Raw genomic sequence first — 25,856 nt, 5'->3', positions numbered from 1 at the left:
CGTCGACCGTGGCGGCCGTGCATCCGGCTTGTCGATTACATGGCAGGTAAAGGCACGTGCTGACCCGCCACCGGAGCCAGAGCCTCGTGCCAGCGCGCGGTGTCGGTGTACTGGTGCAGCCAAGAGATCCGTCCATCGGTGACGCGCCATAGGTGCACGAACTCCGCATGGTACGCACGGCCGGTGGCTCGTGCGGTGCCTCGGTAGTGTCCGGTGACCACGACGATCCCATCGGCGGTCTCGTGCCAGGTCTCATCGAAGGGCGCGGTGTCGTACGCGGCGAACACCGCGCCCCAGACCCGGGTGAGCGTCTCCTGCGGCCCCTGGAACGTGCCTCCGGCACCGCACGGCATGCCAGGGGCGGTGTGGGCCTGGAACTGTGGATGGAGGAGGGCGAGGATCCCGGCGCCGTCGCCGGCTTGGGCGGCGCTGTAGAAGCCTTGGACGACTTCGGATGACGTGTGCATGCCCACCCTTATTAGAGGTAATATTCTAGAATACCTTCACTATTACCACGGGGAGGCGCCTGGTGGGAAGGCCGGCCAAGTTCAGCCGCGACCAGATCCTCGATGCGGCCCTGGCGATCGCGGCCGAGGACGGGCTCGGCGCCGCCACGATGACCGCCATCGCCGCCAGGCTGGGCGCTCCCACTGGATCGCTGTACCACCGATTCGGTTCCCACGATCTCTTGCTGGCCGCTTTGTGGATACGCACCGTACGGAGCTTTCAGGGCGGGTTCGTCGAGGCCTTGGTCGCGGGTGACGCTGAGATGGCCGCCCTGCACACACCAAGGTGGTGCCGGCGGCATCCCGCCCAGGCCGCGTTGTTGTTGCTCCATCGCCGTCAGGAGTTGGCCGCGAGATGGCCTGCCGAGCTGGGTGAGGACCTTGACCTGTTGAACACGCAGATTTCGGACGCGCTGAACTCCTTCGCCTCTCGGCATCCCGGCGTCGATCACGAAAGGCTGATCTTCGCCACGGTCGATGTCCCCTATGGTGCGGTCCGGCGTTATCTGCTGGAGGGACGCCCGCCGCCGCCGTTGGTCGACGAGATGGTCATAGCTGCCTGCCGTGCAGTCCTCCCGCTGGGAGAGGCTTGACGGCACATTCAAGATCGGAATGCTGGCCGGCACATCACCCTGGCCATGCACGCCCCGACCCTGCCCGGCTGACCAGGCTTACATGGCAGGTAATCGCCAGGACCGTGGACGCCCGGAGATACTCGGGGACATGCATCATGATCGACCGGTCGGTGAGCTGCTGCGCATGTGGCGGCACCGGCGCGGGCTCACCCAGCTCGACCTGGCGATCCAGGCGGAGGTGTCGGCCCGGCACGTCAGCTTCGTGGAGACCGGGCGAACCATTCCCAGCAGCGCGATGGTCCTGCACCTGGCCGAGCAGCTGGCCGTTCCGTTGCGCGAGCGCAATCGCCTGCTGGTCGCCGCCGGGCACGCGCCCGTCTTCCGGCAGCGTCCCCTCGAGGACCCGGATCTCGTACGAGCGCGGGGCGTCCTGGAGCAGATCGTGCGCGGGCACGAGCCGTACCCGGCCCTGGTGGTCGATCACCGCTGGAACCTCGTGCTCGCCAACGAGGCGCTGGAGGTGTTCCTGGACGGCGTGGACGAGGCCCTGCTCAAACCCCCGGTCAACATGATGCGCCTGGGCCTGCACCCGGGCGGTTTCGCGCCCCGCCTGCTCAACCTGGCACAGGTACGCGGCTTCCTGCTGCCCCGGCTGGCCCGGCAGGTGGCGCGGACCGGGGACCCCGAGCTGAGCGCGCTCCACGAGGAACTGCTGTCCTACGGCCCGGCCGGTGAGCCGCCGCCGCTGGACCCCGCCGACATCGCCCTGCCCATCCGGATCCGGCACCGAGGCGCGGAGCTCTGCTTCGTCAACACGATCACGACGTTCGGCACGGCCTTCGACATCACCCTGGACGAGATCGCCGTCGAAGCGTACTACCCGGCCGACGTCGAAACCGCCCGCCACTTTCGGACGGAGAAGCCCGCAGGCGGCGATAGGCGCGCGGAGCTCCTCGGGGAGGAGTGACTGAGGACGGGCCGGCCTCAAGATCGGGTGTGCCGCATCTCCTCTTCGATGTCGCGGGCGGTCAGGCTCAGGGCGCCGACCAGATCCGGGAGACGATCTCGGGAGAAGCGGCTGGTGGGCATCGACAGCGACACGGCCGCCTGGGCGCGGCCGTCCTCGCCGCGCACGGCCCTGCCGATGGCGGTGACGCCCGACTCGGTCTTGCCGGCGTTGATGGCGAAACCCCGCTCCCGGACGTTGCGCAGCTCGCGGCGCAACGCCGCCAGGTTGGGCCGCTGGTCCAGGCGGTCGGCCCACTTGGCCTCACGGTACAGCGCGTCGAGCCGCTCGGGCGGCAGGTCGGCGAGCATGACCTTGCCACCCGAGGCCAGATGCGCGGGGAAGACCATGCCCTCGCGGTTGCCGACCCGCAGAGCTTGGGTGCATTCGACCGACCCGATGAACCGCACGTGGTCACCGGACAGGATCTGCAGGTTCGCGCTCTCCTGGACCCGCTCGACCAGGCCGGCGAGGTGCGGCATGGCGACCGAGCGCAGCAGCGCGGTATGCGACTGGGTACTCCCGCCCAGCGACAGGACGGGCCCGGCGGCGTATCGGTGGTCCTCGCGCCGGACGGCGAAGTCCCGGTAGACGAGCATGGCCAGCAGCCGGTGCGCGGTGGAGGGCGCCACCCCGAGACGCTGCGCCGCCTCACCCACGCCGAAGGGGCCCTCGACCTGCAGCATGACCGCGAGCTGGAGCGCGTGATCGACACTCCGCACGGAGTAGTTGGGCGGATTCTTCACAGCAGAATCTCCTGTTCTATTCCGGTCCACACGATACAAGCTGAAACACCGCGGGGTAGGGGACCGACCGCCGCGTCACTGAAGGAGCAGACATGACCGAGACCGCGAACTCCCCGGTTCGCCTCGCCGTGGTCGACTCGCCGGACCAGCCGACGCCGTCGGCGGGGTTGGCGGAGTTGTACCGCGGCTTCGAGAAGGAGCTGCTGGTCCCGCTGTGGACCGAGATCGGCGACCTGATGCCGGCGCACCCACGGTCCAAGGCGGTTCCGCATCTGTGGCGGTGGGAGAGCCTGGTGGCCCTGGCGGACCGGGCCGGGCATCTGGTGCCGGTCGGCCGCGGCGGGGAGCGGCGGGCGATCGCCCTGGCGAACCCGGCGCTCGGCGGCCGGCCGTTCGCGACACCGACGTTGTGGGCGGCGATCCAGTACCTGATGCCGGGCGAGGACGCCCCGGAGCACCGGCACACCCAGCACGCGTTCCGCTTCGTCGTCGAGGGGGAAGGGGTGTGGACCGTGGTCGGCCGTGACCCCGTGCCGATGCGCCGCGGAGACTTCCTGCCCCAGGCCGGGTGGAACTGGCACGCCCACCACAACGCGGCCGACCGGCCGATGGCGTGGATCGACGGCCTGGACATTCCGTTCCAGTACGTCACCGAGACGCAGTTCTTCGAGTTCGGCCGCGAGCAGATCAGCGAAGCCGAACGCACCACCCCCGAGCGGTCCCGTTCCGAGCGGCTGTGGGGCCACCCCGGCCTGCGCCCGGTCTGGTCCCCCGGCGCCCAGCCCGGCACCCCGTTGCTGGCCTACCGGTGGGCCGACACCGACCGCGCGCTGGCCGACCAGCTCGAACTCGAGGCCGAGGGCCACGCCGGGACGGTCGAGCCCGGTCACGCGGCGGTGCGCTACACCAACCCCACCACCGGCGGCGATGTGCTGCCGACCATCCGGGTCGAGATGCACCGGATCCGCAGCGGCGCCGAGACCGCACCCAGCCGGGAGACCGGCTCCTCGGTGTACCAGGTCTTCGACGGCAGCGGGCGGGTCACGGTCGGCGACGTGTCCTGGTCGGTCACCCGGGGTGACCTGTTCGTCGTCCCGTCCTGGGCGCCGTTCTCGGCGAAGTCCGAGGCCTCGGCGTCCGACTCCGACTCCGCCGCCCTCGATCTCTTCCGATTCACCGACAGCCCGATTTTCGAGGCGCTGCACCTGAACCGCGCCCACGTAGAAGGACTCAACGCATGAAGCTCGCCACCATCCGCACCGCCGACGGCGCCACCCGGGCCGTGCGTGTCGAGGGGGAGACCCTGGTCGACCTCGGCCTCGCCGACGTCGGTGAGCTGCTCGCCCGGCCCGGCTGGGCGGAGCACGCCGCGCGGGCGGAGGGGCGTACGGCCGAGTCCGCCGGCTACGCGCCCGTCGTGCCCCGGCCAGGCAAGATCGTCTGCGTGGGGCTGAACTATCGCAACCACATCCTCGAGATGGGCCGGGAACTGCCGCGGTATCCGACGTTGTTCGCCAAGTATCCCGAGGCGCTCGTCGGGGCGTACGACGAGATCAGGCTCCCGCCGGAGTCCGACCAGGTGGACTGGGAGGCCGAGCTCGCGATCGTCATCGGCAGGACCGTGCGGCGGGCCGATGAGGCCGACGCGGCCGCGGCCATCGCGGGGTTCGCCGTGTTCAACGACGTCACCATGCGTGACTGGCAGTACCGCTCCCCGATGTGGCTGCAGGGCAAGACCTGGGAGGGCAGCACCCCGTTCGGCCCTTACCTCGTCACCCCCGACGAGCTGGACGGCGGCACCCGGCCCTCGCTCACCCTGACCGGATACGTCGACGGTGAGGTGGTGCAGCAGGCCGACACCTCGGACCTCGTGTTCGACCCCGTCGCCCTGGTGCGGTACGTCTCCACGATCCTCACGCTCAGTCCCGGCGACGTGATCGCCTCCGGCACTCCGGGCGGGGTGGGCCACGCCCGCAAGCCCGCCCGGTACCTCACCGACGGCAGCGTCCTGGCCACCGAGGTCACCGGGCTCGGCCGGTCCGAGGTCAAGGCCGTCGCCGAGCCGGTCGCGTGATGGCCGCCGACAGGAGCCGCGCCGACAGCCTGCGGTGGACGGCGCAGGGCACCGAGACCTTCTTCGGCGCCCTGGCCACCCTGCCGGACGACCTGCTGGACCAGCCCACGGCGCTCGACGGCTGGACCGGCAGGCACCTGCTGGCCCACGTCGCCGCCAACGCCGACGCGCTGGTCAATCTGGCGCATTGGGCCCGCACCGGCGAGGAGACGCCGATGTACTCCTCCCCGGCGCAGCGTGACGCCGACATCGAGGCGGGTGCGACGCGGCCGGCGGCCGAGCTGCGCGCCTGGGCCGCTCAGGCCGCTCAGGCCCTCGACGCGCGGCTCGCCGAGCTGGACGAGCAGCAGTGGAACCGGAAGGTCCGCACCGCCCAGGGCCGCACCGTACCGGCCGAAGAGATCCCCTGGATGCGCGCACGCGAGGTCATGGTGCACGCCGCCGACCTCGGCGCCGGGGTGGAATTCGACGATCTGCCGGCCGATTTCCTCGCCGCCCTGATCGACGACATCACCGCCAAGCGGTCCGGCGCCGACGGGCCCGCGCTCACCCTCACGGCCACCGACCACGGCGGCACCTGGACCGTCTCCGGCGCCGGCGACCCCGCCCCGGTCACCGGCACCCTCGCCGACCTGGCCGCCTACCTCTCCGGCCGGCGATCGGGGGGCGGGCCGTGGCCCGTGCTTCCGCGGTGGCTGTAGCTCAGAGAGGAATCCCAAGACATGACTGGAGAGAGCCACGACGTCGTGGTGGTGGGCGGAGGCATCGGCGGTCTGGCCAACGCCCTGGCCCTCACCCGGAAGGGCCTGCGGGTGCGGGTGCTGGAGCAGGCTCATCGATTCGGCGAGGTGGGCGCCGGTCTGCAGATCGCGCCCAACTGCACCCGCATCCTCCACCACTGGGGTCTGCTCGACGAGATCAAGTCACTCGGTGTGCTCCCCGAGAACATCGTCATGAAGGACGCGGTCGACGGCGGCGTCCTCAGCAGGCTCGACCTGCGGGACGTGGAGCGGCGCTACGGCTTCCCGTACATGGTGATCCACCGCAGCGACCTCCACGGCACGCTGCTGCGCGCTTGCCAGCGGGCCGGGGTGGATCTCGTCAACGACGTCACGGTGACCGGGTACGAGCAGGCCGACGGAGGCGCCGTCGCCGTGCACGCGGGAGGGCGTGAGTTCGGTGAGGTCGTCCTCGCCGCCGACGGCCTCCACTCCGTGGCCCGCCGGATCGTGAGCGACGACGAGCCGGTCAGCTCCGCGTACGTCGCCTACCGGGGCGCCGTGCCCATCGAGAAGGTCGCCGGCCTCGATGTGCATCCCAAGGACGTGGTCGTCTACGTGGGCCCCAGGTGCCATTTCGTCCAGTACCCGCTGCGCCACGGCGAGATGTTCAACCAGGTCGCGGTCTTCGAGTCACCGAAGGCGCTGGCCGGCGAGGCGGACTGGGGCACGCCGGACGAGCTCGACGGGGCGTTCGCGGCCACCTGCGACCAGGTGCGGGCCGGTCTGCCGCTGATGTGGCGCGACCGCTGGTGGCGGATGTTCGACCGCGAGCCGATCATGGACTGGGTACGGGGCCGGATCGTGCTCACCGGGGACGCCGCCCACCCGCCGCTCCAGTACCTCGCGCAGGGCGCGATCATGGCCATCGAGGACGCGTGGGTGCTGTCCGAGCACGTGGGCGCGCAGGGCCGGGGCCGCTCCGCCGACTGGGACGCCGCCTTGGCCGCCTACAACGCCGTCCGCCCTGAGCACTGCCGTCGTGTGCTGACCACCGCGCGGGCCTGGGGGAACCTGTGGCACCACGACGGGGAGAAGCGGGAGTGGCGCAACGCGGTGCTCCGTGACCGCGACGTCTACGACTACACCTACGTGGACTGGCTCTTCGGGCCGACCGCCCGCACCCCCGACCAACTGCCGCCGATGTTTCCGGAGTACGACACCCCCCGCCCGATGACCGCGTAGCGCGACCGGCCGCGATGACGCGCAACCGACGACCGCGATCGGGCGCCGATGAAAATTTCATCCGGCGTTGCAACTGAAGCAGGCTCCCGGCATAGGGCTTGACCTGCCCCGATGACTCGACGGCCGGTGGCGGCGTCATGGAGGGCTTCTCGCCGTCGACCCTCCTGTGCTTCACTCCTCCCGCGCACTCGGAAAGCGCTTACCGTAAGTCGGTAAGCGCATTCCCAGCGATGTCCGGCATGCCTGCCAGTTCTCGCGGAGGGAGCTCCACCGTGGCACGAACGACAAGGACGGGTGACCGGCGGAAGGCGGTGTTGGGCGGGGTGGTCGCGGCCGCCCTGGGCGCCGGCACGCTGTCGCCGGCCGCCTCCGCCGCGCCCGTCACGAGCGGCGCGTCCGCCTCGCCCGGGATGGTGGGCTGGGCGACGCAGGGAGGCGGCACCACGGGCGGCGGCAGCGCCGCGGCCACCACGGTCAACAGCGCCTCGGCGCTGGTCACGGCCGCGGCCGGGACGAACCCGGCGGTGATCCGGGTCTCGGGCACGATCACCTGCTCGGACATGGTGCGGGTGGGGTCCAACAAGACGATCGTCGGCAACACGGGCGCGACGATCGTCGGCTGCGGCCTGCACGTACGGCGCGCCGCCAACGTGATCATCCGCAACCTGACGTTCCGCGGCTGGAACGACGACGCCGTCAGCGTGGAGGGGTCCACCCGGGTGTGGGTGGACCACAACACCATGTCGAACGGCTACGACGGCGCCATCGACATCAAACACGCCAGCGACTACGTGACGGTGTCGTGGAACCACATCTTCGACCACGACAAGGCGATGCTGCTGGGCCACAGCGACGACAACGGCGCCGCGGACACCGGTCACCTGCGGGTGACCTACCACCACAACCGGCTGGAGACCGTGCAGCGCAACCCGCGGGTGCGGTTCGGCAACCCGGTGCACGTCTACAACAACTACTACGTCGCCAACCCGGGGTACGGCGTGGCGTCCACGGAGAACGCCGGGGTGCTGGTCGAGGGCAACTACTTCGAGAACGTTCCTGATCCCTTCCACCGCGGCGAGGGCTCCTCCGACCCCGGCAACCTGGTCGCGCGCGGCAACCACCTGGTCAATTCCGGCCCCGGCGACCAGGGCGGCGCCGTGGCCGCCATCCCGTACCCCTATGCGATGGACCCGGCCGCCGACGTCAAGTCCATCGTGATCGCCGGCGCGGGCACCGGAAAGATCACCCCCTGACCGACACCCTCTCCCGACCGGCGCAGGCCTTCCCTGGCCATGCCGCCGTGTCTCGTCCCTTTCGGCAAGCACATCTCATCGAACGGAGCCCACGTGCTGAAACACAGAACACCCGGCATCAGGCTGGCCATCACGATGACGGCCGGTCTCCTGATGACCGGCGGTCTGACGGTGCTGATCACCATGCCTGCCTCGGCCGCCCACTCCAACGGCAACTACACGCTGGCCAACGCCGGAAGCGGCCTGTGCGCCGCCGTACCGGGGCAGAGCACCGGCGACGGCGTGCAGCTCGTCCAGGCCACCTGCGCCGGCACTGCCGGGCAGGTCTTCACCGTCACCGCCTCAGGCGGCGGCTACCAGATCAAGGCGGCGCACAGCGGCAAGTGCGCGGGCGTCCGCGACGCCTCCACCAGCGCCGGCAAGCCGGTCCAGCAGGAGACCTGCACCGGAGCCGCGTCACAGACCTGGCAGCTCACGGCCTCGGGCTCCAACTACCAGGTGGTCAACGCCAACGGCGGCAAGTGCCTCAACGTCAAGGACAACTCCACCGCGGTCAACGCCCTGCTCCAGCAGAACTCCTGCGACTCGGTGGCGACCAAGCACTGGACGCTGCGGCCCGCCGGCGGCTCCACGCCCGGCCCGACGCCCACCGTCACCCCCACGGGCGGGAGCGGCGGCGACGGCAGCGGCCCATGGCCGTCGGACACCGGCAGCGTGCATCAGACGACGACCCGCGAGACCGGATCGTTCTTCGACGGCGGCATGAAGCGCTACTACGGCATCGGCGACGGCGGCCAGAGCGAGAGCCAGGACCCGATGTTCGTCGTGCCCAACGGCGGCACGATCCAGAACGTCATCATCGACGCCCCGGCCGGCGACGGCATCCACTGCGAGGGCTCCTGCACCATCCGCAACGTGTGGTGGAACGACGTCGGCGAGGACGCCGCCACGTTCAAGAGCTCCAGCTCCTCGGCCACCTATCTGGTGGACGGCGGCGGCGCCAAGTCCGGCGCCGACAAGGTCTTCCAGCACAACGGCGCCGGCACGCTGACCATCAAGAACTTCCAGGTGCACAGCTCCGGCAAGCTGTACCGGGCCTGCGGCAACTGCTCCACCTCCTACCAGCGCCACGTGGTCATGGACGGCATCACCGCCCGGACCACCAAGGTGCTGGCCGGCATCAACTCCAACTGGGGCGACACCGCCCGCTTCAGCCGGATCACGGTGTACGGGAGCGCCACCATCTGCGAGAGGTACCAAGGCGTGCCCAAGGGCAGCGAGCCGGTCAAGCTCGGCTCCGGCCCGGACGGCGTGCACTGCCGGTACTCCGAATCCGACATCACCTATCGGTAGAGCCCCCCGGCAGGCGGGTGCGGCCGGGCCGCACCCGCCTCGCCAACACCATCGGAGAAAGATGATGAGACTGAGACCGTTCATCGCGTGCGCCGCCCTGGCAGCCGCCGCGATCGTGGCATTACCCGCCGCCACGGCGTCGGCGGCGACCACCCGCCATGAGGCGGAAGCCGCCCCGGCGACGTGCGACGGCACCATCGACTCCAATCACTCCGGCTACTCGGGGACCGGCTTCTGCAACGCCGGCAACGCCGTGGGGGCGGCGGCGCAGTTCACGGTCAACGCGCCGGCCGCGGGCGCCGCGACGGTGGCGGTCCGTTTCGCCAACGGGACCACGACGAGCCGGCCCGCCGGCCTGATGGTCAATGGCTCGACCGTGCAGTCGGTGTCGTTCGAGGGCACCGGCGCCTGGTCGACGTGGGTCACGAAGACCTTGACCGTTTCGGTGAACTCCGGGAGCAACACGATCCGGTTCAGCCCCACGGCCTCCGGCGGCCTGCCCAACATCGACTTCATCGACTTCACCACGGACGGCACGCCACCGCCGGGCAACACGCTTCACGTCGCGACCAACGGCAACGACAGCAGCCCCGGCACGCTCTCGCAACCGCTGCGGACGATCCAGCGCGCGGTCGACCTCGCACAGCCCGGGCACACGATCCTCGTCCGCGGCGGCACGTACGCTCCGAGCACCAACATCCAGCTGCTGAAGAACGGCACCGCGAGCGCCCCCATCACGCTGACCACCTACAACGGGGAGCGGGTGGTCATCGACGGCAAGAACATGCCGCACACCCCGGCCCCGGTCGGCGGCAGCATCCCCCGCCCGGAACGCGGCGCGATCCACATCGAGGGCGACTACTGGCGGCTGATCGGCCTGGAGATCATCCACGGTCCGTACGCCGTCTTCGGCCTCGACACCAACAACAACGTCTTCGAACGTCTCGTCACCCGGGACAACTACGAGAGCGGCCTGCACCTGCAGGGCGCGTCCGGCAACAACCAGATCATCAACCTGGACGCGTACGGCAACCGCGACCCCCGCAACAACGGGGAGAGCGCCGACGGCCTCGCCATCAAGGAGGGCTCCGGCACGGGCAACGTGGTACGCGGCGTCCGGTTGTGGAACAACTCCGACGACGGCCTGGACTTCTGGGAGTTCCTGTCACCGGTGACGGTGGAGAGCAGCATCGCCTACGGCAACGGCTTCAACCGCTGGAACCTGCCCGACTACACCGGTGACGGCAACGGGTTCAAGCTCGGCGGCGGGGACGAGGACCTGCCGGCGGCGCACGTGGTCCGCAACAGCATGGCCTGGGACAACGCCACCGGCGGCTTCATCGACAACGCCAACCCCGGGCAGATGATGCTCGACCACTGCACCGCCTGGGACAACCCCGGCACCGGCTTCGACTTCGCCGACGCCGACGCGACGCTGACCAAGAACCTCGCCGTCGCCAACGGCACCAACGTGTCACTGGGCGCCGACTCCGGCGGCAGCGGCAACTCGTGGAACCTCGGCGGCAGCTGGTCGTTCGCCAGCACCGACCCCGGCACCATCACGGGGCCGCGCAACGCCGACGGCTCGATCCGGACCTCCTCCTTCCTGCGCCCCTCCAGCGGCGCCGACGTCGGAGCCCGGATCTGACAGTCACCCTTGCGTCCACCCTTGCGTCCGGGCTCCGCTACGGGGACCCGGACGCAAGGGTGGACGGCGCGCTGGGGGTCGCGGACGAGAGGACAGGGCCGCGTTCGCACGCTCCAGTACACAAAAGGGCTATACAAATCGGACTTAAAGTCATAATCTCGACATGCCTCAGTCGGGGGAGCTGAGGCCCAAATCTTCCCCTGAGGGGTCGGCGGAGCCGGGTAGTGCGCCGCGCACGATGGCGCGGGCGACACCTCGGACGGCGTCCTCGCTGATGCTCTCCGGCGGTGCGGTCACCAACGTGAACAGCGCACCGCCGTAGAGCGTGATCAAGGTGGGGACGCACTCACGGGGGATGGCGAGGCCGAGCTCGGCGTGGTGGCCGGCGGTGAACGCCGTCGAGGTGTCCTGCATGCCGGCGAGGGCCGAGGCCAGCACCGGTCGTCGTGCCGCCTCCAGCTGGAGTTCGAAGATCGCCAGATAGCGGTTTCGCAGGATGGTCGCCGCCGCGAGCAATGATTCGGTCAGCAGGCCGGCGAGTTGTCCGGTCATGCTCTGGGCGTGCGCGGCGCCGGTCTTGTGGTGCTGGGCGGCCTGGTCCATGTCGGCGTGGTGCAGCTCGACGATGCGCTCCGCGGCGGCCACCAGCAGGGCTTCCCGGCTGCGGAAATAGTTGGACGCCGTGCCGGACGGCAGTCCGGAGGCCTTCTCGACCGCGCGGTGGGTCAACCCGTGAACCCCGGACGTGGCCAGCAGATCTATGGCGGCATCGGCCAAGGCTCGGCGACGGGCTGGGTTGGTCGGTGGCACCCGGCCATGGTATAGCAGTAGCCGTACTAGAACGATCGTAGTGGTACGGTACGGAGGAGTGTCGTGAAGGTCGCGGTGGTAGGAGCCGGCTTGGGCGGGGTGTCGGCCGCGGTGGGGCTGCATCGCAGAGGTCATGAGGTGACGCTGTACGAGCGCGGTGCCGAGCTGCGGGAGGCGGGCACCGCCATCGTCATCACGCCCAACGGCGTACGGGCGCTGGATGAGCTGGGGCTGGGCGACTACGTTCACGCCCAGGCCATGCCCGCCGTCCTCGGCGGATTGCGGGACTGGCGCGGACGGCCGCTGCTGGTCACCGACGCGGCGCAGGCGCAGCAGTCGGTCGGGACGACAGTGGTCGTGCGCCGAGCGGAGTTGCACCAGGCGCTGCGCGGACCGCTGCCCGCCGAACTGGTGCGCACCGCAACGCCGATCGAGCGGCTCGAGCCCGGCCCCGCCGGAGTGACGGTGATCAGCGACGGCCGGCCCATCTCCCGCGCCGACGCCGTGATCGTGGCCGACGGCATCGGCAGCAGGCTACGTGGCCGGCTGTTCCCCGGTCACCCGGGGTTGCGGCAGGCCGGCCGGTTGGACCTGCGCGGCATGTTGCCGGCCCCTGCAGGTCTGGACGTGACCGGCCTGCTGGCCGGCATCCTGATCGACCGGCGCAGCGGGTCGATGTTCGGCCTGTTCCCGGTCGGTGAGAATGATCTCTACTGGTTCACCGACTCCGCGCTGAGCGGAGCGCCGCCCGGGGCCGATGAGGCGCGCCGGCAACTGCTGTCCCTGATGGCCGACTGGCACCCGGCGGTCCCGGCGCTGATCGAGGCCACCCCGCCTGCTGACATTTACGTCGACCCGATCGCCTGCCTGGCCGAACCGCTTCCCTCGTTCGCGCTCGACAGGGTCGCGCTCCTCGGCGACGCGGCGCACGCCATGACGCCCGATCTCGGCCAGGGCGCCAGCCAGGCTTTCGAGGACGCGGCCGCGGTGACCCGGCACCTGGCCGGCGCCGGGCCTGCGGGCGTCGCCGAGCGGCTGCGCCGCTACGACGCGGAGCGCCGGCCCCGGGCCAACCGCCTGATGCGGGCGTCGTCGCGGCAGTCACGGCTGACCTCGCAGACCGGCGCCACCGCATGGGTACGCGACGCGCTGCTCCGCGCGGTGCCACGGCGGCTCGCCACCCGGCAGCTCGCCGCCATCTGGCGCGCCTAGCGGGCCGCACCCGCTCCCCGGCGCCCGCTCCGTGCGTGCGGCCGGCGCCGGCGGCGCCCGCTCCGTGCGTTGCGGCCGGCGCCGGCGGCGCCCGCTCCGTGCGTTGCGGCCGGCGCCGGGGAGCGCGCCTACGCGCTACACGGGGACGGCGAGGGTGACGGTGAAGCCCGAGGGCACGCTGCCCGTCACCGTGCCGAGCTGGTTCGTGTGCCCGTCGCTGAAGATGTTGTCGCCGTCCAGGGAGACCTCGCTCAGATCACGCACACTCTGGCTGTAGCCGTCGGTCGCGTACACCGCGTCGCACGTGTCCTTGGGCAGCGCCAGCTGGGAGGTCGCGATCTTGTTGTCGGCGGTCGTCGCCTTGGCCAGGCTCGGATAGACCTCGAAGTGGACGTGCGGCCACCGGCCCGCGTAACAGGCCGGGAAGATGCTGGTGAAGGAGACCTTTCCGCTGCTGTCGGTCTCCTGGACCCCGCGCAGGTAGTTCTCGCCGGCGATGGCTTCGGAGTACATCGAGTAGTTGCCTTCTCGGTCGCAGTGCCACAGGTAGACCGCGGCCCCTGATAACGCCGAGCAGTTGGCCGAGGTGTCCTGGATGGTCAGCTCGATGGTCAGCGGGACGCCTTCCGCGGTGCCCGAGGCCGAGCCGATGCTGGAGCGGATGTCGCTGCGGACGATGCCGCTCTGGGAGAGAATGTTGGGGCCGTTCGATCCGTCGCCCGGGTACGGGCCGGCGGTCTCCTCGGGGATCTCGGCGCAGCTTCCGGCCGCCGAGCCGGAGGAGGCCGCGGAAGCCGTCGGCGTGGTGCCGGTCGAGTCGCTGCCGCAGCCGACCAGGGTCGCCACGCCCGCGCCGGCCAACAGGCCCAGGATCCGACGGCGCTCCAGCAGCGTCGACATGTCGAACTGCAGGCCTCTGTCGAAGATGTCGTCGTCGTGGGGGTGGCGCATGGGGGACCTCGTCTAAGCAGGTTGCGCATTGAGTGTCACCTTAAGTCATATAGGTGTGCTTTGTAGTGATGAGGGAGGCCGAACGCCGCGCTTCCGGCATAGCTTTCCGTTTTCCGCCATACTCAAGGAGCTACCGACCGCTGGAGGTGCGACGCATGGGTGACGAGGACACGTGGTTCGCAGGTGTTGACACCAGCACACCCAACCTCGCCCGCATGCACGACTACTTCATCGGCGGGAAGGACAACTTCGCCATCGACCGGGAGGCGGCCGAGGCGGTGCTGGCCATCGCCCCTGAGGTGCGGGTGATGGCGCAGGAGCACCAGGCGTTCCACGTACGGGTGGTCCGGTATCTCGCGGAGCAGGGCATCACCCAGTTCGTCAACCTGGGTTCGGGGCTTCCGACCGAGCTCAACACGCACCAGCTGGCCCGCACGTTCGTTCCTGACGCCCGCGTGGTCTACGTCGACAACGATCCCGTGGTCCTGACCCATGGCAGGGCCATTCTGGCCAGGGCGCCGGGGATCGCCGTCGTCGAGGGCGACGTCATGCATCCTGCCGACCTGCTCGCCGACCCTGTTCTCCGGGAGACGATCGACCTCGATCAGCCGGTGGCGGTGTTGTTGTTCGCCGTCCTGCAGTACATCCCGGACGAGAGAGATCCCTTCCGGCACGTGGCCGCGCTGCGTGACGCGCTGCCGGCCGGCAGCCACTTCGTCGTCACACACGTCGTCCTCGACTCACGCCCGGAGATCGCGGAGCCGATCGTCGATCTGTACAAGAAGATTCTGGGCGAGGCCGAGGGCGGGGCCCGGCCGCGGGAGGGCGTGTCGGTCTTCTTCGACGGCCTCGAGATGGTCGAGCCCGGGTTGGTCTACGTCCGTGACTGGCGGCCTGACAGCCCCTTCGTTCCCGGGCGGTCGGACAAGGTCTGGGTGATCGTGGGGGTCGGGCGCAAGGCCTAGAAGATCCCGTGGGACGTCCCGCGGAGTGGCACGGGAGCGTGCTCTCCCCGTGCAGTCGGCCGTCTTACGTTCGGCAATATGACGGAAAGTTTCGGTCAGTCGGCCGGGGGAGCGGTGCTTTCGCGGACGATCAGTTCAGTGGCCAGCTCCACCCGGGGCTGCGCCAGCGGCTCGCCCTGCGCCAGCTTCACGAGCATGGCGGCGGCCGCGGCGGCCATGTCGGAGAGCGGCTGGCGCACCGTGGTCAGCGGCGGGACGGCCCACTGCATGGGCGAGAGGTCGTCGAAGCCGACGACGCTCAGATCGCCGGGAATGCGCAGGCCCAGCTCGTGCGCGGCGCGGTAGACGCCGGTCGCCATCCCGTCGTTGCAGGCGAAGATCGCGGTCGGCGGGTCGGGCAGGCGCAGCAGCCGGTGGGCCTCGGCCCGCCCGCCCTCGATCAGGAAGTCGCCTGAGCCGATCAGCTCCGGGTCGGCGGGGATCCCGGCCAGGTCGAGCGCGGTGCGGTGGCCGTCGAGGCGGGCCCGGCTGGACAGGGCCCAGTTGGGCCCGGTGATGATGGCGATGCGGCGATGGCCGAGGTCCAGGAGGTGGCGGGTGGCGGACAGGCCGCCGCTCCAGTTGCCCGCGGCGACGGAGGGGATCCGGGACCGCGGGTCGCCGATGGGATCCAGGAGGACGATGGGGATGTCGCGGACGACGAGCTGGTCGCGCTGGGCCTCGGTCAGGCCGGAGAACACCGCGATCACGCCGGCCGGGCGGCGGCTCACCGCGCTCTCGATCCACCCGTGCCCGGGTGTCGCATACTGCATGTCGGAGACCACCACCCCCAGGCCGTGCTCGCGCGCGACCCGGTCGACGCCCTTGATGATCTCGACCGGGTAGTCGCCTCCCAGCGCGTGGAAGACCACCTCCACCAGGGCGGCCGGGCTGACGCGCCGCCGCTGCCTGCGGTAGCCGTGCCGGCGGATGAGGCCCTCGACGAGGGCGCGGGTCTCGGGGGCGACCTCGGTGCGGCCGTTGACCACCTTGGAGACGGTCGCGGTGGACACACCGGCCAGCTCGGCGAGCTGGTTGATGGTCAGCGGCCCGCCCTGCGTGGTCTGGGTCTCTGACGGCTCCTCGGACGCGGTCATGGGCGAAGTCTAGCTCCGATCGTTTCGGAGATCTTACGGCCGTGTTCTTGACGGGTTTCGGGACACGTGCCTAAAGTTTCGGGTTAACGATCGGAACATTTGCCGAAAATAGTCGGAAACTTGCGACTACCCCCCTCTCTTGAACACGGAAAGAGATCGCCCGTGAAGCTCCGTATCGCAACCCCGGTCGTCCTCGCTACGGCCGTTGCCCTGACCCTCTCCGCCTGCGGAGGCGGCGGCGGGAGCGGCCCGTCGCAACCGGCGGGTAACAGTAAGTCGTTCGAGTTCTGGTCGTTCACCGGGATCGATCAGAAGGTCTCGGTGGAGGACTACCAGAAGAAGAACCCGGGTGTGCAGATCAAGCTGACCGAGGTGGGCAGCTCGGTCGAGACGGCGCAGGCGCTGACCACGGCGCTGGCCGGCGGCAAGGTGCCCGACCTGGTGCTCATCCAGGGTGACGACCTGCCGAAGTTCGTGCAGCAGTCGCAGAACTTCCACGACCTGAGGCCGCTCGGCGCCGACAAGATCAAGGGCGACTACCTGGACTGGGTGATGAGCCAGAGCACCGCCAAGGGCGGGGAGATCATCGGCATCCCCACCGACGTGGGCGGCATGGCGGTGGCCTACCGGACGGATCTGTTCAAGGAGGCCGGGCTGCCGACGGACCGGGAGGAGGTCGGCAAGCTCTGGCCCACCTGGGACGCGTTCATCGAGACGGGCAAGAAGTACACCGCCGCGACCGGCAAGGCGTTCGTCGACAACGCCGCCACCAGCGTGTTCTACCAGGCGGTCAATCAGGGGCCGCAGAAGTACTACGACCCGTCGGGCAACGTGGTCTACAGCACCAGCCCGCAGGTCAAGACCGCGTTCGACCTGGCGATCAAGGCGGCGCAGGCGGGCATCACCGCCAAGCAGAGCTCGTTCTCCGAGGGGTGGAGCGCGGGCATGGCCAAGGGGCAGTTCGCGGTGATCGCCGCGCCGTCGTGGATGCTCGGCGGGATCCGCAGGAACGCGCCGGACACCGAGGGCAAGTGGGATGTCGCCACCATCCCGGGTGGGGCCGGCAACTGGGGCGGCAGCTACCTGGCCATCCCCAAGGGCGCGGCGAATCCGAAGGCCGCCTGGGACTACATCACCAAGACCCAGTCGCCGCAGGCCCAGCTGGAGCACTTCGCCAAGTCCGGCTCGCTGCCCACCACCCCGTCGGTCTACAAGGACCCGAAGCTGACCGGCCTGAAGGACCCGTTCTTCTCCGACGCGCCGACGGGCACGATCTACACCAATTCCCTGCTCGGACTCAAGCCGTTCTTCATCGGCCCGGACAGCTCCACCATCGGCCAGGAGTTCCAGAACGCGATCACCAACGTGGAGCAGGGCAAGGGCGACGCGGCCAAGGCGTGGGACGCCGCGGTGGCCAACATCAAGACCGCCATCGGCAAGTAGATGACGGTCACTCTCGAGACGCGGCGGACGGTGCCCGAGGTCGAGACGCGGGTGCGGCGGAGCATCTCCGAACGCCTCGCACCGTACGCCTACATCGCGCCGTTCTTCCTGCTCTTCGCGGTGTTCGGGCTCGTCCCGCTGCTGTTCACGTTCTACGTGGCGCTGTTCGACTGGAACCCCATCGGTGAGCACGTCTTCATCGGCTTCGACAACTTCACCCGTCTACTGGGCGACGCCCGGTTCTGGAACGCCGCCTGGAACACCATCAGCATCTGGCTGCTGTCCACCGTCCCGCAGTTGCTGCTGGCGCTCTGCGTGGCGCACCTGCTCAACCATGCGCGGTTGCGGCTGGCGGTGTTCCTGCGGATGTCGATGCTGGTGCCGTACATCACCTCGGTGGCGGCCACCGCGATCGTCTTCGCCCAGATGTTCGACCGCGACTACGGCCTGCTCAACTGGCTGCTCGGGCTCTTCGGCGTGGAGCCGATCAACTTCCTGCAGTCGGTGTGGGGCAGCCACCTGATGATCGCGGTCATGGTCACCTGGCGCTGGTTCGGCTACACGACCCTGCTGTACCTCGCCTCGCTGCAGGCGATCCCGCGCTCGCTGTACGAGGCGGCGGCCGTGGACGGCGCGGGCTCGTGGAAGCAGTTCCGCCACATCGCCCTGCCGTCGCTCCGGCCCGTGATCGTCTTCACCGTGGTGACCTCGACGATCGGCGGTCTGCAGATCTTCACCGAGCCGCTGCTCGTCTCCCGCGCGGCGCCGTTGACCTGCGGGCCGGTCCGGCAGTGCCAGACGCTCACGCTCTTCCTGTACGAGCAGGGCTTCGGCCAGTTCCAGTTCGGCTACGGCGCGGCCATCGGTGTGGCGCTGTTCGTGCTGATCGTCGCCATCGCCACGCTCAACTACGTCCTGTCCACCCGCATCCGCAAGGAGCGAGGATGAACAAGTCGAATCGGGTTCGCTGGTGGACCTACCTGCTGCTCGGGCTGGCCGTGTTCGCCTGCCTGTTCCCGCTGTACTGGATGTTCGTGGTCGCCACCACCGACACCGCGACGGCCACGAAACTGCCGCCCGAGATCGTGCCAGGCGGGAACTTCTTCCACCTGGCCGGGCTGGTGTTCACGACCGTGCCGTTCGTCCGCTCCATCCTCAACAGCCTCATCGTCGCGGGCACGATCGGGATCGGCCACGCCGTGCTCTGCTCGCTGGCCGGGTTCGCCTTCGCCAAGCTGCGCTTCCGCGGCCGCAACGTGCTGTTCCTGAGCGTCGTCCTGACCATGACCGTGCCGACCCAGCTCGCCGTCATCCCGCAGTACATGATCATCTCTTCCTTGGGCTGGGTGGACACCCTGCAGGCGATCATCCTGCCGGGCCTGGGCCTGGGCAGCGCGTTCGGCATCTTCTGGATGCGCCAGCACCTGGGCGCCACGATCAGCGACGAGCTCCTCCAAGCCGCCCGCATCGACGGGGCAACGACCTGGCAGATCTTCTGGCGGATCGCGTTCCCGCTGGTGCGGCCGGCCGCTTTCGTGATCGGCCTGCTCGGCTTCGTCACCGCGTGGAACGACTTCCTGTGGCCGTTCATCGTGCTGAAGTCGCCCGAGATGTACACCGCGCAGATCGCCATCAAGGCGCTGCAGAACAGCTTCCACATTGACCTCGGCCTCGCCATGTCCGGCTCGTTCCTGGCGACGCTGCCGCTGCTGGTGTTGTTCGTCTTCGTCGGCCGGCGGATGGTGGCCGGGATCATGGACGGCGCCTTCAAGGGCTGATGCGCCGGGCGGTCGGCCTGGTGCGCGGCGCCACCTGTGCGCCGCGCACTGGCCGCCGGTATAGGAGCAGGTCAGAGGGCGTTTTCGCGATCTAGGCCGAACCCGCGGTCAAGCGCTGGGAACGGACGGCCGCAGCCGCCCGCTGCGCACCAGCCAGATGGCCCGCTCCAGGTCAGGGGTGAGATAGCGGTCCTCGCCCAGGGGCGCGATGTACCGCCGGATCTCCGCCAGCAGGCCTCGCGTGCCGGCGCCGAGCGGCAGGCCCGACATCTTCCGCGCGATGAGGTCGATGCCCTGGGCCGCCATCAGGTACTGGACGGCCAGGACGATTTGGAGCCGGTCGAGGTTCTCGTGCAGATGCCGGACCGAGGCCATCGCCATCGTGTTGTGGTCCTCCTGCCCGTCCTTGACCGGCCGGGACAGCGTCCCCGCGGGTGTGGCCCTGACCTGCATCTCCGGGATCAGCGCCGCGGCCACCGTCTGCACCTGCACCATCCCGGAGTTCAGCCCGACCGTGCCACCGGCGAGGTTCGCCGGCAGGTCGTAGCTCCACCGGGGCGACAGCAGCCGGCCCGAGAGCTCCTGCGACAACACCCCGATGTCGGTGATCTCGGCGTTCAGGCTGTCGGCGAGATGCCCCATGACGGAGCCGTCCCAATTGCCGCCCATCACGAACTCGTACCCGCGGCCTCGGTCCCGCTTGAAGATCAGCGGATTGGAGGTCGAGGAGTTGGCCTCCCGGACGAGAGCCCGGCGTGCGTCGGCGAGCTCGTGCCGCAGCCCGGCCATGATGTGCGGAGCCGCCCGCACCGACACCGCGTCCTGGACCCGCGGGTGGTAGTTCGCCGGGTCGAGGCGCTTGCGGCCCTCTTCTGTCATCCAGCCCGAGCCCGCCACCATCCCCCGCAGCCGCGCGGCGACCGCGTCCTCCTCGGGGATGTGGCGTTCCTTGTGAGTACGCGCGTCCAGCGAGCCCTGCTCGGCCCTGGTCGCCTCCATGAACAGGGCGAAGGCGCCCTCCGCCTGGTCGGCGAGCACCGTGGCCCGGTGCACGGCGTGCATCAGCGTGGCGGCCAGGACCGTGCTGCCGCTGACGATCGGCAGCGCCTCCCCGGCCTGGAGGGTGAAGTCCCTGGCCAGTCCGGCCTTCGGCAGCAGCTCGGAGGCGGGTCCCTCGACGCCCCGGTACCGCACCGGCGCGTTCTCGCCGATCGCCGCCAGCCCCGCCGCCGCCTGTGGCTGCAGGTCCCCGGTGCCCAGCGAGCCGATCTGCGGCATGCGCGGCACGACTCCCGCGTTGACCATGGCGAGCAGGCGCTGGGGCACGTCAGGCCGTACCCCGACCTTTCCCCTGGCCATCTGGTTCGCCTTGAGGATCAAGGCCAGCCTGACGACGTCGTCGGGCAGCGGCTCCCCGACGCCCGCGGCGTGGGAGCGCAGGACGTTGCGCTGGAACTGCTCCGCCTGCTCGGACGAGAGCGGACGGTCCTTCAGCGGCCCGAGCGCCTGATTCCAGCCGTACACCCGCTGATCGCCCAGGGCCTTCAGCGCGCCCGCCCGCGTTTCGATCATGTTCGCCCGGGCGTCCGGCGCGAGCCGGGCGGAGACGGGACGGCCGTCGAGGATCGCGAAGGCGTCCCGGAGCGAGAACGAGTCGCCGTCCAGCACCAGGTCCAGCACCGGCCGCGGCGCCGCCTCCGCAGGGGGTTCGGCGACCGCCTGCCCCGGCACGCACAGGGCGGCGAGCAGGCCCACGCCTGTGGCGATCCGTCCTCTTTTGGTCATCAGCTTGGTCTCCCGGCCCACACGACGACGAGCAGTGCCGCTCCGTTATAGCGAGGGAGCGAAGGCGCACCGGGAAGGGCGCAACGCGGGCGGGACGAGTGCTGACCTGGTCTCGACCGGCCCTATGCCTGCTCTGAAGCAGCGGGCAGCCGGAGCACGAACCGAGCGCCGGAGTCGGAATCCTCGATGGTCAGCGTGCCGTGATGGGCGATCGCGATCTCGCGGGCGATCGGCAGGCCGAGCCCGGTGCCGCCGGCGTCGCGGCTACGCGAGTCGTCCAGGCGGGTGAAGCGCTGGAAGACCATTTCGCGCTGGTCCGGCGCGATGCCCGCGCCGTCGTCGAGCACCTCGAGCACGGCCTTCCCGCCCTCCTGCCGCACCGTCACGATGATCTGCGTCTCGGCGTGCCGTTCGGCGTTGTCCAGCAGGTTCGTCAGCAGGCGGGCCAGCTGCAGCCGGTCGCCCATGATGACCACGCTTCCGTGCGGGCTGGTGACGACGTCCTTGGCGCGCGGCCTCGCGGTCTCAGTGGCCACCAGCTCGCACAGGTCCAGAGGCTCGCGGCGGCTCGGGGCGCCCGCGTCGAGCTTGGTCAGCGTGAGCAGGTCGGCGACGATGGCGTGGAGCCGGTCCAGGCTGGCGAGCACCTCGGTGCACATCTCCTGCCAGTCGGTGTCCTCGTGGTGGAGCATGGCCCCCTCGACCTGCGCGCGCATCGCGGTGATCGGGCTGCGCAGGTCGTGCGAGGCGTCGGCGGCGAACCTGCGCTGCCGCTCCATCGCGAGCTCCTGCTGCTCCATCGCCGACTCCAGCCGCTCCAGCGTCTGGTTGGCGGTCTCGGCCAGGGCCCTGACCTCGTCGTCGCTCTCCGGCACGGGGACCCGCATCCCGCCGCCGTCCGCGGTGATCTCCGCCAGCTTCGTCGTGATGCGGCTGACCGGCGCGAGCGTCCTGTCCACGACCCGCGACACCCCGAACCACGTCGTGGCCACCAGTCCGGCCGTCATGCCGATCAGAAATATGATCACCTGCGGGCTGACGTACCACGGCACCGTCGGGCCGAAGCCGTAGATGACCCACGTGCCGTCCGGCTGGAACGCCCGCAACGCCACCACGAGCTCGCACTTGCCGGGGAAGGCGGGCAGATCGCAGAGCTCCGCGTCGTCGTTGGCCTGGTCCGGGCGGGGGATGGCGGTCGTCTGGCGGGGCAGGCCGGCCAAGTTCGGCGTCCAGGCCACCGGCCGTCCGGCGGGGTCGACCACCTGCATGCCCTCGAGCCCGCCCGGCTCCAGCACCTGGGGCAACTGGTTCCGCTTGACCAGGAGCAGCACGCGCATGGCCTTGCTGGATTCCTCGAGCGACTGGATGTCGCTGGCTTCGTCCCGGGTGATGTACAGCACGAACGCACTCAGGACGACGTTCAGCAGCAACATGGCGATGCTGGCGAGCAGTGCCAGCCGCGTGCGCAACGACCGGCGCAACCGTGCTCTCACGCGTCTTCCCTCCGGCATCAGAAGATCACGGTTGTCGCGCTCGCCGCTAACTTAGGGAGATTCCTCGATAAAGACGGCTACGCAGCAATGAATGTGGGCAATCTTCGCCGTCGGCTCGAGGCCTCCCAGGGGCCGGAGGCGGCGCTGCGTGCGGTCATCGGCACCCCCGCGGGCACGTGACCCTGCACTGACCAAATGGCGAGACGGGCGAACCAGCCCCTTGACGGAACCGTGAACAGCATTAATCATTATTCCTACTTGCAAAGTAGAGAAAGGGGAGATTGTGCGAGCGCTCATCCTGCTCGGGCTCGTCGGTTTCGCGGCCCAACTCGTCGACGGCAGCCTCGGCATGGCCTACGGCGTCACCTCCAGCACCCTGCTGCTGGCCATCGGCAGCAACGCCGCCGCGGCTTCGGCCACCGTGCACCTCGCCGAGATCGGCACCACGCTCGCCTCGGGCATCTCCCACTGGCGGTTCGGCAACGTGGACTGGAAGGTCGTCGCCAAGATCGGCATCCCGGGCGCCGCAGGCGCCTTCGCCGGGGCGACGTTCCTGTCCAGCCTGTCGACCGAGATCGCCGCGCCGGTCATGTCGATCATCCTGCTGACGCTCGGCGCGTACATCCTCGTGCGCTTCACCGCTTTCGGGCTGCCGCGCGGCAACCTGGGCAAGCCGCTGCGCAAGCGCTTCCTGGCTCCGCTCGGGGTGGTGGCCGGATTCGTCGACGCCACCGGCGGCGGTGGCTGGGGTCCGGTCGGCACCCCCGCCATCCTGGCCAGCGGCCGGCTGCAGCCGCGTAAGGTGATCGGCTCCATCGACGCCAGCGAGTTCCTCGTCGCGATCGCCGCCAGCATCGGCTTCTTCGTCGGCATCGGCTCGGAGAACATCGACTTCGCGTGGGTCGCCGTCCTGCTGCTCGGCGGCGTCATCGCCGCGCCGATCGCGGCCTGGCTGGTCCGCCACATCCCCCCGCGCATCCTCGGTTCGGCCGTCGGCGGCGTGATCATCCTGACCAACGTGCGGACCCTGCTGCGCAGCGATTGGATCGACGCGTCCGGCGGTGTCCAGGCGGTCGCCTACATCGCCATCGCCCTGGTCTGGGCCGGCGCGATCGCCTACTCCGTCCGCGAATACCGCCGTGACAAGGCCGCCGAGTCCGTCGAGGCGGTCGAGGCCGGGCTACGCGGCCGTACCGCAGAGGAGGAGCAGGCCTCCGCATGACGGCCGTACGCACCGGGCCCGGTCCTGAACAGGAGCCGGGCCGCGGTGCTTTCCCACCTATGAGGATCTCCGCCCGCACCCAGTACGCGCTCACCGCCATGCTCGCCCTGGCCGCCGCCGAGGGCCCGGTCAACGCCGAGTGGATCGCCGCCACCCAGGAGATTCCCCGCCGATTCTGCGACAACATCCTGCTCCAGCTGCGCCGGGCCGGCCTCATCCGCAGTCAGCGCGGCCCGGAGGGCGGCTACTGGCTGGCCCGTCCCGCCACGGAGATCGCGCTCGCCGACGTCATCCGCGTCACCGAAGGGGTCGAGCCCGTCGGGCGGCCGTTACCGAAGGCGGCGGCCCCGCTGGCCGAGATCTGGGCCGAACTCCACGACCACGAGGACCGCCTGCTGAGCGGGACCACGCTCGCCGACGTCCTCGCCGGCTCCGGCTAGACACCTTCGGGCGGCCTCACCGGTGCCGGGCGGCCGCGACCGATTCCCGCAACCGTGCCAGGAACGTCTGACCGGCCTCGCCGATCCTTCGCTTCGCCGCGTGATGCGCTGCGCCACCATGTGCTCGGGCACCACGAACGCCGCCGCGATCGGCCCGGTCGTCCGACTCCGGCGGCCCCGCGGCTCACTCGGGGTCGTTCTCGGCGTGGCCGCCCACGGTGAAGCGCGTGGTGACCCCCTCGTACATCAGGTGGGCCGTGAGCCCCTCCGAGGCGTGGGGCAGGTTGTGGCAGTGGTCCATCCAGACGCCGGGGTTGTCGGCGACGAAGGCGATCTCGTACGACTCGCCGACGCCGACCTCGAGGGAGTCCACCCACCAGGGGCTACCGGCGGCGGGCACGCCGTCGCGGCTGAGCACCACCGCGTGGTGGCCGTGCAGGTGCATGGGGTGGGCCTCGCCGCTGTCGTTGGAGATGCGCATCCGCACCACGTCGCCCTCCGCCACGTGGAACATCGGCACATCGGGATAGAGGTGCCCGTTGATCGTCCACCACCACCCGGGGACCCCGTCGAGGAAGCCGGGGCGGCGCCCCATGTCGTACGCGAACCGCCGATCGGGCTCACCGGGGTCGAAGGCGAGCGGCGCCGGGGTGCCGTACGTGAGAAGGTCCAGCGTTGCCACGGGCCGGGGGACCGGGGCCAGGTCGTACGACGCCGACCCGAGCACCACGCCGGCCGGGCCGCCGAGGTGGATCCGGACCGGCGAGCCGTCCGCGGGCATGGTCACCTCGATGTCGGCCCGTCCACCGGCGGCCACCGCCACGGCCTTGTCCCGCACCGGCGCGGCGCCGTTGATCTCCGTGCCGTCGACCGCGGCCAGCCGGTACGGCGCACCGCTCACCCAGGCCGGCATGAGGCCGTACTCGGTGTTGATCACTCGTACCCGCACGTGGGTACCGGGCGGCGCCTGGACGGGGACGTCGCCCTCCCGCCCGTTGACGGTGCGCACCCCGTTGTACAGGTGCACCAGCGCCACCACATCCGTGGCCCGCTCCTGCGTCGCCGGCACGACCACCAGCGCCCCGAGCAGGCCACCCCGAACCTGCTCATGCGACATCTGATGCGAGTGGTACCAGAAGGTGCCCGCCTGGTCGGCGACGAACCGGTAGGTGAACTCCCTGCCGATGCCGACCGCGTCCTGCGTGACGCCGGCGACTCCGTCCGCCGCGTTGGGCACGTCGACGCCGTGCCAGTGCAGCGTGATCCCGCCCGGCACCGACTCGTTGACCAGCCGCACCTGGACCAGCTGCCCCTTGGCGGCCGTGATGACCGGTCCCGGCGACTGGCCGTTGAGCGTGTAACCCTCGAAGTCCCGGCCGGACGCCAGCCGGAACCGCTGCTTGCGGGCCACCACGGTCACCGCGACATCGGCGCGGCGGTCCGGGTCGGCGATCAGCCGCGTGACGTCCCGCCCGGCCACCGCGTGCCCCCCTGTC

The 25,856-nt window shown here is 70.2% G+C and carries 24 protein-coding genes; 16 read left to right on the top strand and 8 right to left on the bottom strand.

Annotated elements, in window-relative coordinates; genetic code table 11:
- Positions 1 to 35 precede the first annotated feature (35 nt).
- The gene (locus ETD86_RS22845) at positions 36 to 467 is read right to left on the bottom strand and encodes a nuclear transport factor 2 family protein (RefSeq protein ID WP_138668198.1); all 432 of its coding nucleotides are present in this window, start codon (positions 465 to 467) and stop codon (positions 36 to 38) included.
- Positions 468 to 529: 62 nt separating this feature from the next.
- Here ETD86_RS22845 and ETD86_RS22840 point away from each other — a divergent pair, with 62 nt between their 5' ends.
- Entirely contained in the window at positions 530 to 1,099 is a 570-nt protein-coding gene (locus ETD86_RS22840; protein ID WP_170223216.1) for a TetR/AcrR family transcriptional regulator, read from the top strand.
- Positions 1,100 to 1,229: 130 nt separating this feature from the next.
- Positions 1,230 to 2,048 carry a helix-turn-helix domain-containing protein gene (locus ETD86_RS22835; protein WP_138668196.1) on the top strand — a complete coding sequence of 273 codons (819 nt, stop codon included), beginning with the start codon at positions 1,230 to 1,232 and terminating at the stop codon, positions 2,046 to 2,048.
- Between the two features lie 17 nt (positions 2,049 to 2,065).
- Here ETD86_RS22835 and ETD86_RS22830 read toward each other — a convergent pair whose 3' ends face one another.
- Entirely contained in the window at positions 2,066 to 2,833 is a 768-nt protein-coding gene (locus ETD86_RS22830) for an IclR family transcriptional regulator (protein ID WP_138668195.1), read from the bottom strand.
- Positions 2,834 to 2,925: 92 nt separating this feature from the next.
- Here ETD86_RS22830 and ETD86_RS22825 point away from each other — a divergent pair, with 92 nt between their 5' ends.
- The 7 genes from ETD86_RS22825 to ETD86_RS22795 all read left to right on the top strand — a co-directional run bounded on the left by ETD86_RS22825 (position 2,926) and on the right by ETD86_RS22795 (position 11,125).
- On the top strand, positions 2,926 to 4,074 hold the full coding sequence (locus ETD86_RS22825) for a cupin domain-containing protein (protein WP_138668194.1): 1,149 nt from the start codon (positions 2,926 to 2,928) through the stop codon (positions 4,072 to 4,074).
- Positions 4,071 to 4,907 carry a fumarylacetoacetate hydrolase family protein gene (locus ETD86_RS22820; protein WP_138668193.1) on the top strand — a complete coding sequence of 279 codons (837 nt, stop codon included), beginning with the start codon at positions 4,071 to 4,073 and terminating at the stop codon, positions 4,905 to 4,907. Before ETD86_RS22825 ends, ETD86_RS22820 begins: the two co-directional genes overlap by 4 nt.
- Entirely contained in the window at positions 4,907 to 5,608 is a 702-nt protein-coding gene (locus ETD86_RS22815) for a maleylpyruvate isomerase family mycothiol-dependent enzyme (RefSeq protein ID WP_138668192.1), read from the top strand. The genes ETD86_RS22820 and ETD86_RS22815 overlap by 1 nt, the downstream gene beginning before the upstream one ends.
- Before the next feature lie 21 nt (positions 5,609 to 5,629).
- A complete protein-coding gene (locus tag ETD86_RS22810) occupies positions 5,630 to 6,871 on the top strand; it encodes an FAD-dependent monooxygenase (RefSeq protein ID WP_138668191.1) in 1,242 nt (413 codons plus the stop codon).
- 272 nt (positions 6,872 to 7,143) lie between these two features.
- Entirely contained in the window at positions 7,144 to 8,124 is a 981-nt protein-coding gene (locus ETD86_RS22805; RefSeq protein ID WP_246148088.1) for a pectate lyase family protein, read from the top strand.
- 93 nt (positions 8,125 to 8,217) lie between these two features.
- Positions 8,218 to 9,477 carry a pectate lyase gene (locus tag ETD86_RS22800; RefSeq protein WP_211370242.1) on the top strand — a complete coding sequence of 420 codons (1,260 nt, stop codon included), beginning with the start codon at positions 8,218 to 8,220 and terminating at the stop codon, positions 9,475 to 9,477.
- 61 nt (positions 9,478 to 9,538) lie between these two features.
- Positions 9,539 to 11,125 (top strand): right-handed parallel beta-helix repeat-containing protein, encoded by a 1,587-nt coding sequence (locus tag ETD86_RS22795; protein ID WP_211370241.1) that lies wholly within the window; start codon positions 9,539 to 9,541, stop codon positions 11,123 to 11,125.
- Between the two features lie 168 nt (positions 11,126 to 11,293).
- On the opposite strand, the gene ETD86_RS22790 is transcribed toward ETD86_RS22795, so the two are convergent.
- Positions 11,294 to 11,935, bottom strand: coding sequence for a TetR/AcrR family transcriptional regulator (locus tag ETD86_RS22790; RefSeq protein ID WP_138668190.1), 642 nt, complete (start codon positions 11,933 to 11,935; stop codon positions 11,294 to 11,296).
- Positions 11,936 to 11,998: 63 nt separating this feature from the next.
- Between ETD86_RS22790 and ETD86_RS22785 the strand changes: the two genes are divergently transcribed.
- Positions 11,999 to 13,147: an FAD-dependent monooxygenase gene (locus ETD86_RS22785; protein ID WP_138668189.1), complete on the top strand. Its 1,149-nt coding sequence runs from the start codon at positions 11,999 to 12,001 to the stop codon at positions 13,145 to 13,147.
- 135 nt (positions 13,148 to 13,282) lie between these two features.
- On the opposite strand, the gene ETD86_RS22780 is transcribed toward ETD86_RS22785, so the two are convergent.
- Positions 13,283 to 14,098, bottom strand: coding sequence for an intradiol ring-cleavage dioxygenase (locus tag ETD86_RS22780; protein WP_138668188.1), 816 nt, complete (start codon positions 14,096 to 14,098; stop codon positions 13,283 to 13,285).
- Positions 14,099 to 14,253: 155 nt separating this feature from the next.
- Here ETD86_RS22780 and ETD86_RS22775 point away from each other — a divergent pair, with 155 nt between their 5' ends.
- Positions 14,254 to 15,063, top strand: coding sequence for an SAM-dependent methyltransferase (locus tag ETD86_RS22775; RefSeq protein WP_138668187.1), 810 nt, complete (start codon positions 14,254 to 14,256; stop codon positions 15,061 to 15,063).
- A gap of 95 nt (positions 15,064 to 15,158) precedes the next feature.
- On the opposite strand, the gene ETD86_RS22770 is transcribed toward ETD86_RS22775, so the two are convergent.
- Entirely contained in the window at positions 15,159 to 16,199 is a 1,041-nt protein-coding gene (locus ETD86_RS22770) for a LacI family DNA-binding transcriptional regulator (protein WP_138668186.1), read from the bottom strand.
- A gap of 162 nt (positions 16,200 to 16,361) precedes the next feature.
- Here ETD86_RS22770 and ETD86_RS22765 point away from each other — a divergent pair, with 162 nt between their 5' ends.
- Genes ETD86_RS22765 through ETD86_RS22755 form a run of 3 tightly spaced genes read left to right on the top strand, consistent with a single transcriptional unit; the run spans position 16,362 to position 19,420 of the window.
- Complete coding sequence (locus tag ETD86_RS22765) at positions 16,362 to 17,642, top strand: ABC transporter substrate-binding protein (RefSeq protein WP_138668185.1); 1,281 nt, start codon at positions 16,362 to 16,364, stop codon at positions 17,640 to 17,642.
- On the top strand, positions 17,643 to 18,590 hold the full coding sequence (locus tag ETD86_RS22760) for a carbohydrate ABC transporter permease (RefSeq protein ID WP_138668184.1): 948 nt from the start codon (positions 17,643 to 17,645) through the stop codon (positions 18,588 to 18,590).
- Entirely contained in the window at positions 18,587 to 19,420 is an 834-nt protein-coding gene (locus ETD86_RS22755) for a carbohydrate ABC transporter permease (RefSeq protein ID WP_138668183.1), read from the top strand. Before ETD86_RS22760 ends, ETD86_RS22755 begins: the two co-directional genes overlap by 4 nt.
- A gap of 108 nt (positions 19,421 to 19,528) precedes the next feature.
- Here ETD86_RS22755 and ETD86_RS22750 read toward each other — a convergent pair whose 3' ends face one another.
- Together ETD86_RS22750 and ETD86_RS22745 are read right to left on the bottom strand one after the other, a co-directional pair.
- Complete coding sequence (locus tag ETD86_RS22750) at positions 19,529 to 21,205, bottom strand: HAL/PAL/TAL family ammonia-lyase (protein ID WP_138668182.1); 1,677 nt, start codon at positions 21,203 to 21,205, stop codon at positions 19,529 to 19,531.
- A 122-nt stretch (positions 21,206 to 21,327) separates the two neighbouring features.
- Positions 21,328 to 22,698, bottom strand: a complete 1,371-nt coding sequence (locus ETD86_RS22745) for a sensor histidine kinase (RefSeq protein ID WP_246148087.1) — start codon at positions 22,696 to 22,698, stop codon at positions 21,328 to 21,330.
- Positions 22,699 to 22,981: 283 nt separating this feature from the next.
- Between ETD86_RS22745 and ETD86_RS22740 the strand changes: the two genes are divergently transcribed.
- Both ETD86_RS22740 and ETD86_RS22735 read left to right on the top strand, forming a co-directional pair.
- Complete coding sequence (locus tag ETD86_RS22740; protein WP_138668180.1) at positions 22,982 to 23,920, top strand: sulfite exporter TauE/SafE family protein; 939 nt, start codon at positions 22,982 to 22,984, stop codon at positions 23,918 to 23,920.
- Between the two features lie 59 nt (positions 23,921 to 23,979).
- Entirely contained in the window at positions 23,980 to 24,360 is a 381-nt protein-coding gene (locus ETD86_RS22735; protein WP_138668179.1) for an RrF2 family transcriptional regulator, read from the top strand.
- A 184-nt stretch (positions 24,361 to 24,544) separates the two neighbouring features.
- Here ETD86_RS22735 and ETD86_RS22730 read toward each other — a convergent pair.
- The coding region (locus tag ETD86_RS22730; RefSeq protein ID WP_138668178.1) for a multicopper oxidase family protein at positions 24,545 to 25,856 on the bottom strand (1,312 nt) is incomplete at its 5' end.

The organism is Nonomuraea turkmeniaca (assembly GCF_005889735.1).
GTDB lineage: Bacteria > Actinomycetota > Actinomycetes > Streptosporangiales > Streptosporangiaceae > Nonomuraea > Nonomuraea turkmeniaca.
This window is presented reverse-complemented; position numbering and strand designations above follow the sequence as displayed.

Coding starts and splice junctions, on each gene's coding strand:
- ETD86_RS22845 (WP_138668198.1), bottom strand. CDS start 467: ATGCACACGTCATCCGAAGTCGTCCAAGGCTTCTACAGCGCCGCCCAA.
- ETD86_RS22835 (WP_138668196.1), top strand. CDS start 1,230: ATGCATCATGATCGACCGGTCGGTGAGCTGCTGCGCATGTGGCGGCAC.
- ETD86_RS22825 (WP_138668194.1), top strand. CDS start 2,926: ATGACCGAGACCGCGAACTCCCCGGTTCGCCTCGCCGTGGTCGACTCG.
- ETD86_RS22820 (WP_138668193.1), top strand. CDS start 4,071: ATGAAGCTCGCCACCATCCGCACCGCCGACGGCGCCACCCGGGCCGTG.
- ETD86_RS22815 (WP_138668192.1), top strand. CDS start 4,907: ATGGCCGCCGACAGGAGCCGCGCCGACAGCCTGCGGTGGACGGCGCAG.
- ETD86_RS22810 (WP_138668191.1), top strand. CDS start 5,630: ATGACTGGAGAGAGCCACGACGTCGTGGTGGTGGGCGGAGGCATCGGC.
- ETD86_RS22795 (WP_211370241.1), top strand. CDS start 9,539: ATGATGAGACTGAGACCGTTCATCGCGTGCGCCGCCCTGGCAGCCGCC.
- ETD86_RS22780 (WP_138668188.1), bottom strand. CDS start 14,098: ATGCGCCACCCCCACGACGACGACATCTTCGACAGAGGCCTGCAGTTC.
- ETD86_RS22775 (WP_138668187.1), top strand. CDS start 14,254: ATGGGTGACGAGGACACGTGGTTCGCAGGTGTTGACACCAGCACACCC.
- ETD86_RS22770 (WP_138668186.1), bottom strand. CDS start 16,199: ATGACCGCGTCCGAGGAGCCGTCAGAGACCCAGACCACGCAGGGCGGG.
- ETD86_RS22760 (WP_138668184.1), top strand. CDS start 17,643: ATGACGGTCACTCTCGAGACGCGGCGGACGGTGCCCGAGGTCGAGACG.
- ETD86_RS22755 (WP_138668183.1), top strand. CDS start 18,587: ATGAACAAGTCGAATCGGGTTCGCTGGTGGACCTACCTGCTGCTCGGG.
- ETD86_RS22750 (WP_138668182.1), bottom strand. CDS start 21,205: ATGACCAAAAGAGGACGGATCGCCACAGGCGTGGGCCTGCTCGCCGCC.
- ETD86_RS22735 (WP_138668179.1), top strand. CDS start 23,980: ATGAGGATCTCCGCCCGCACCCAGTACGCGCTCACCGCCATGCTCGCC.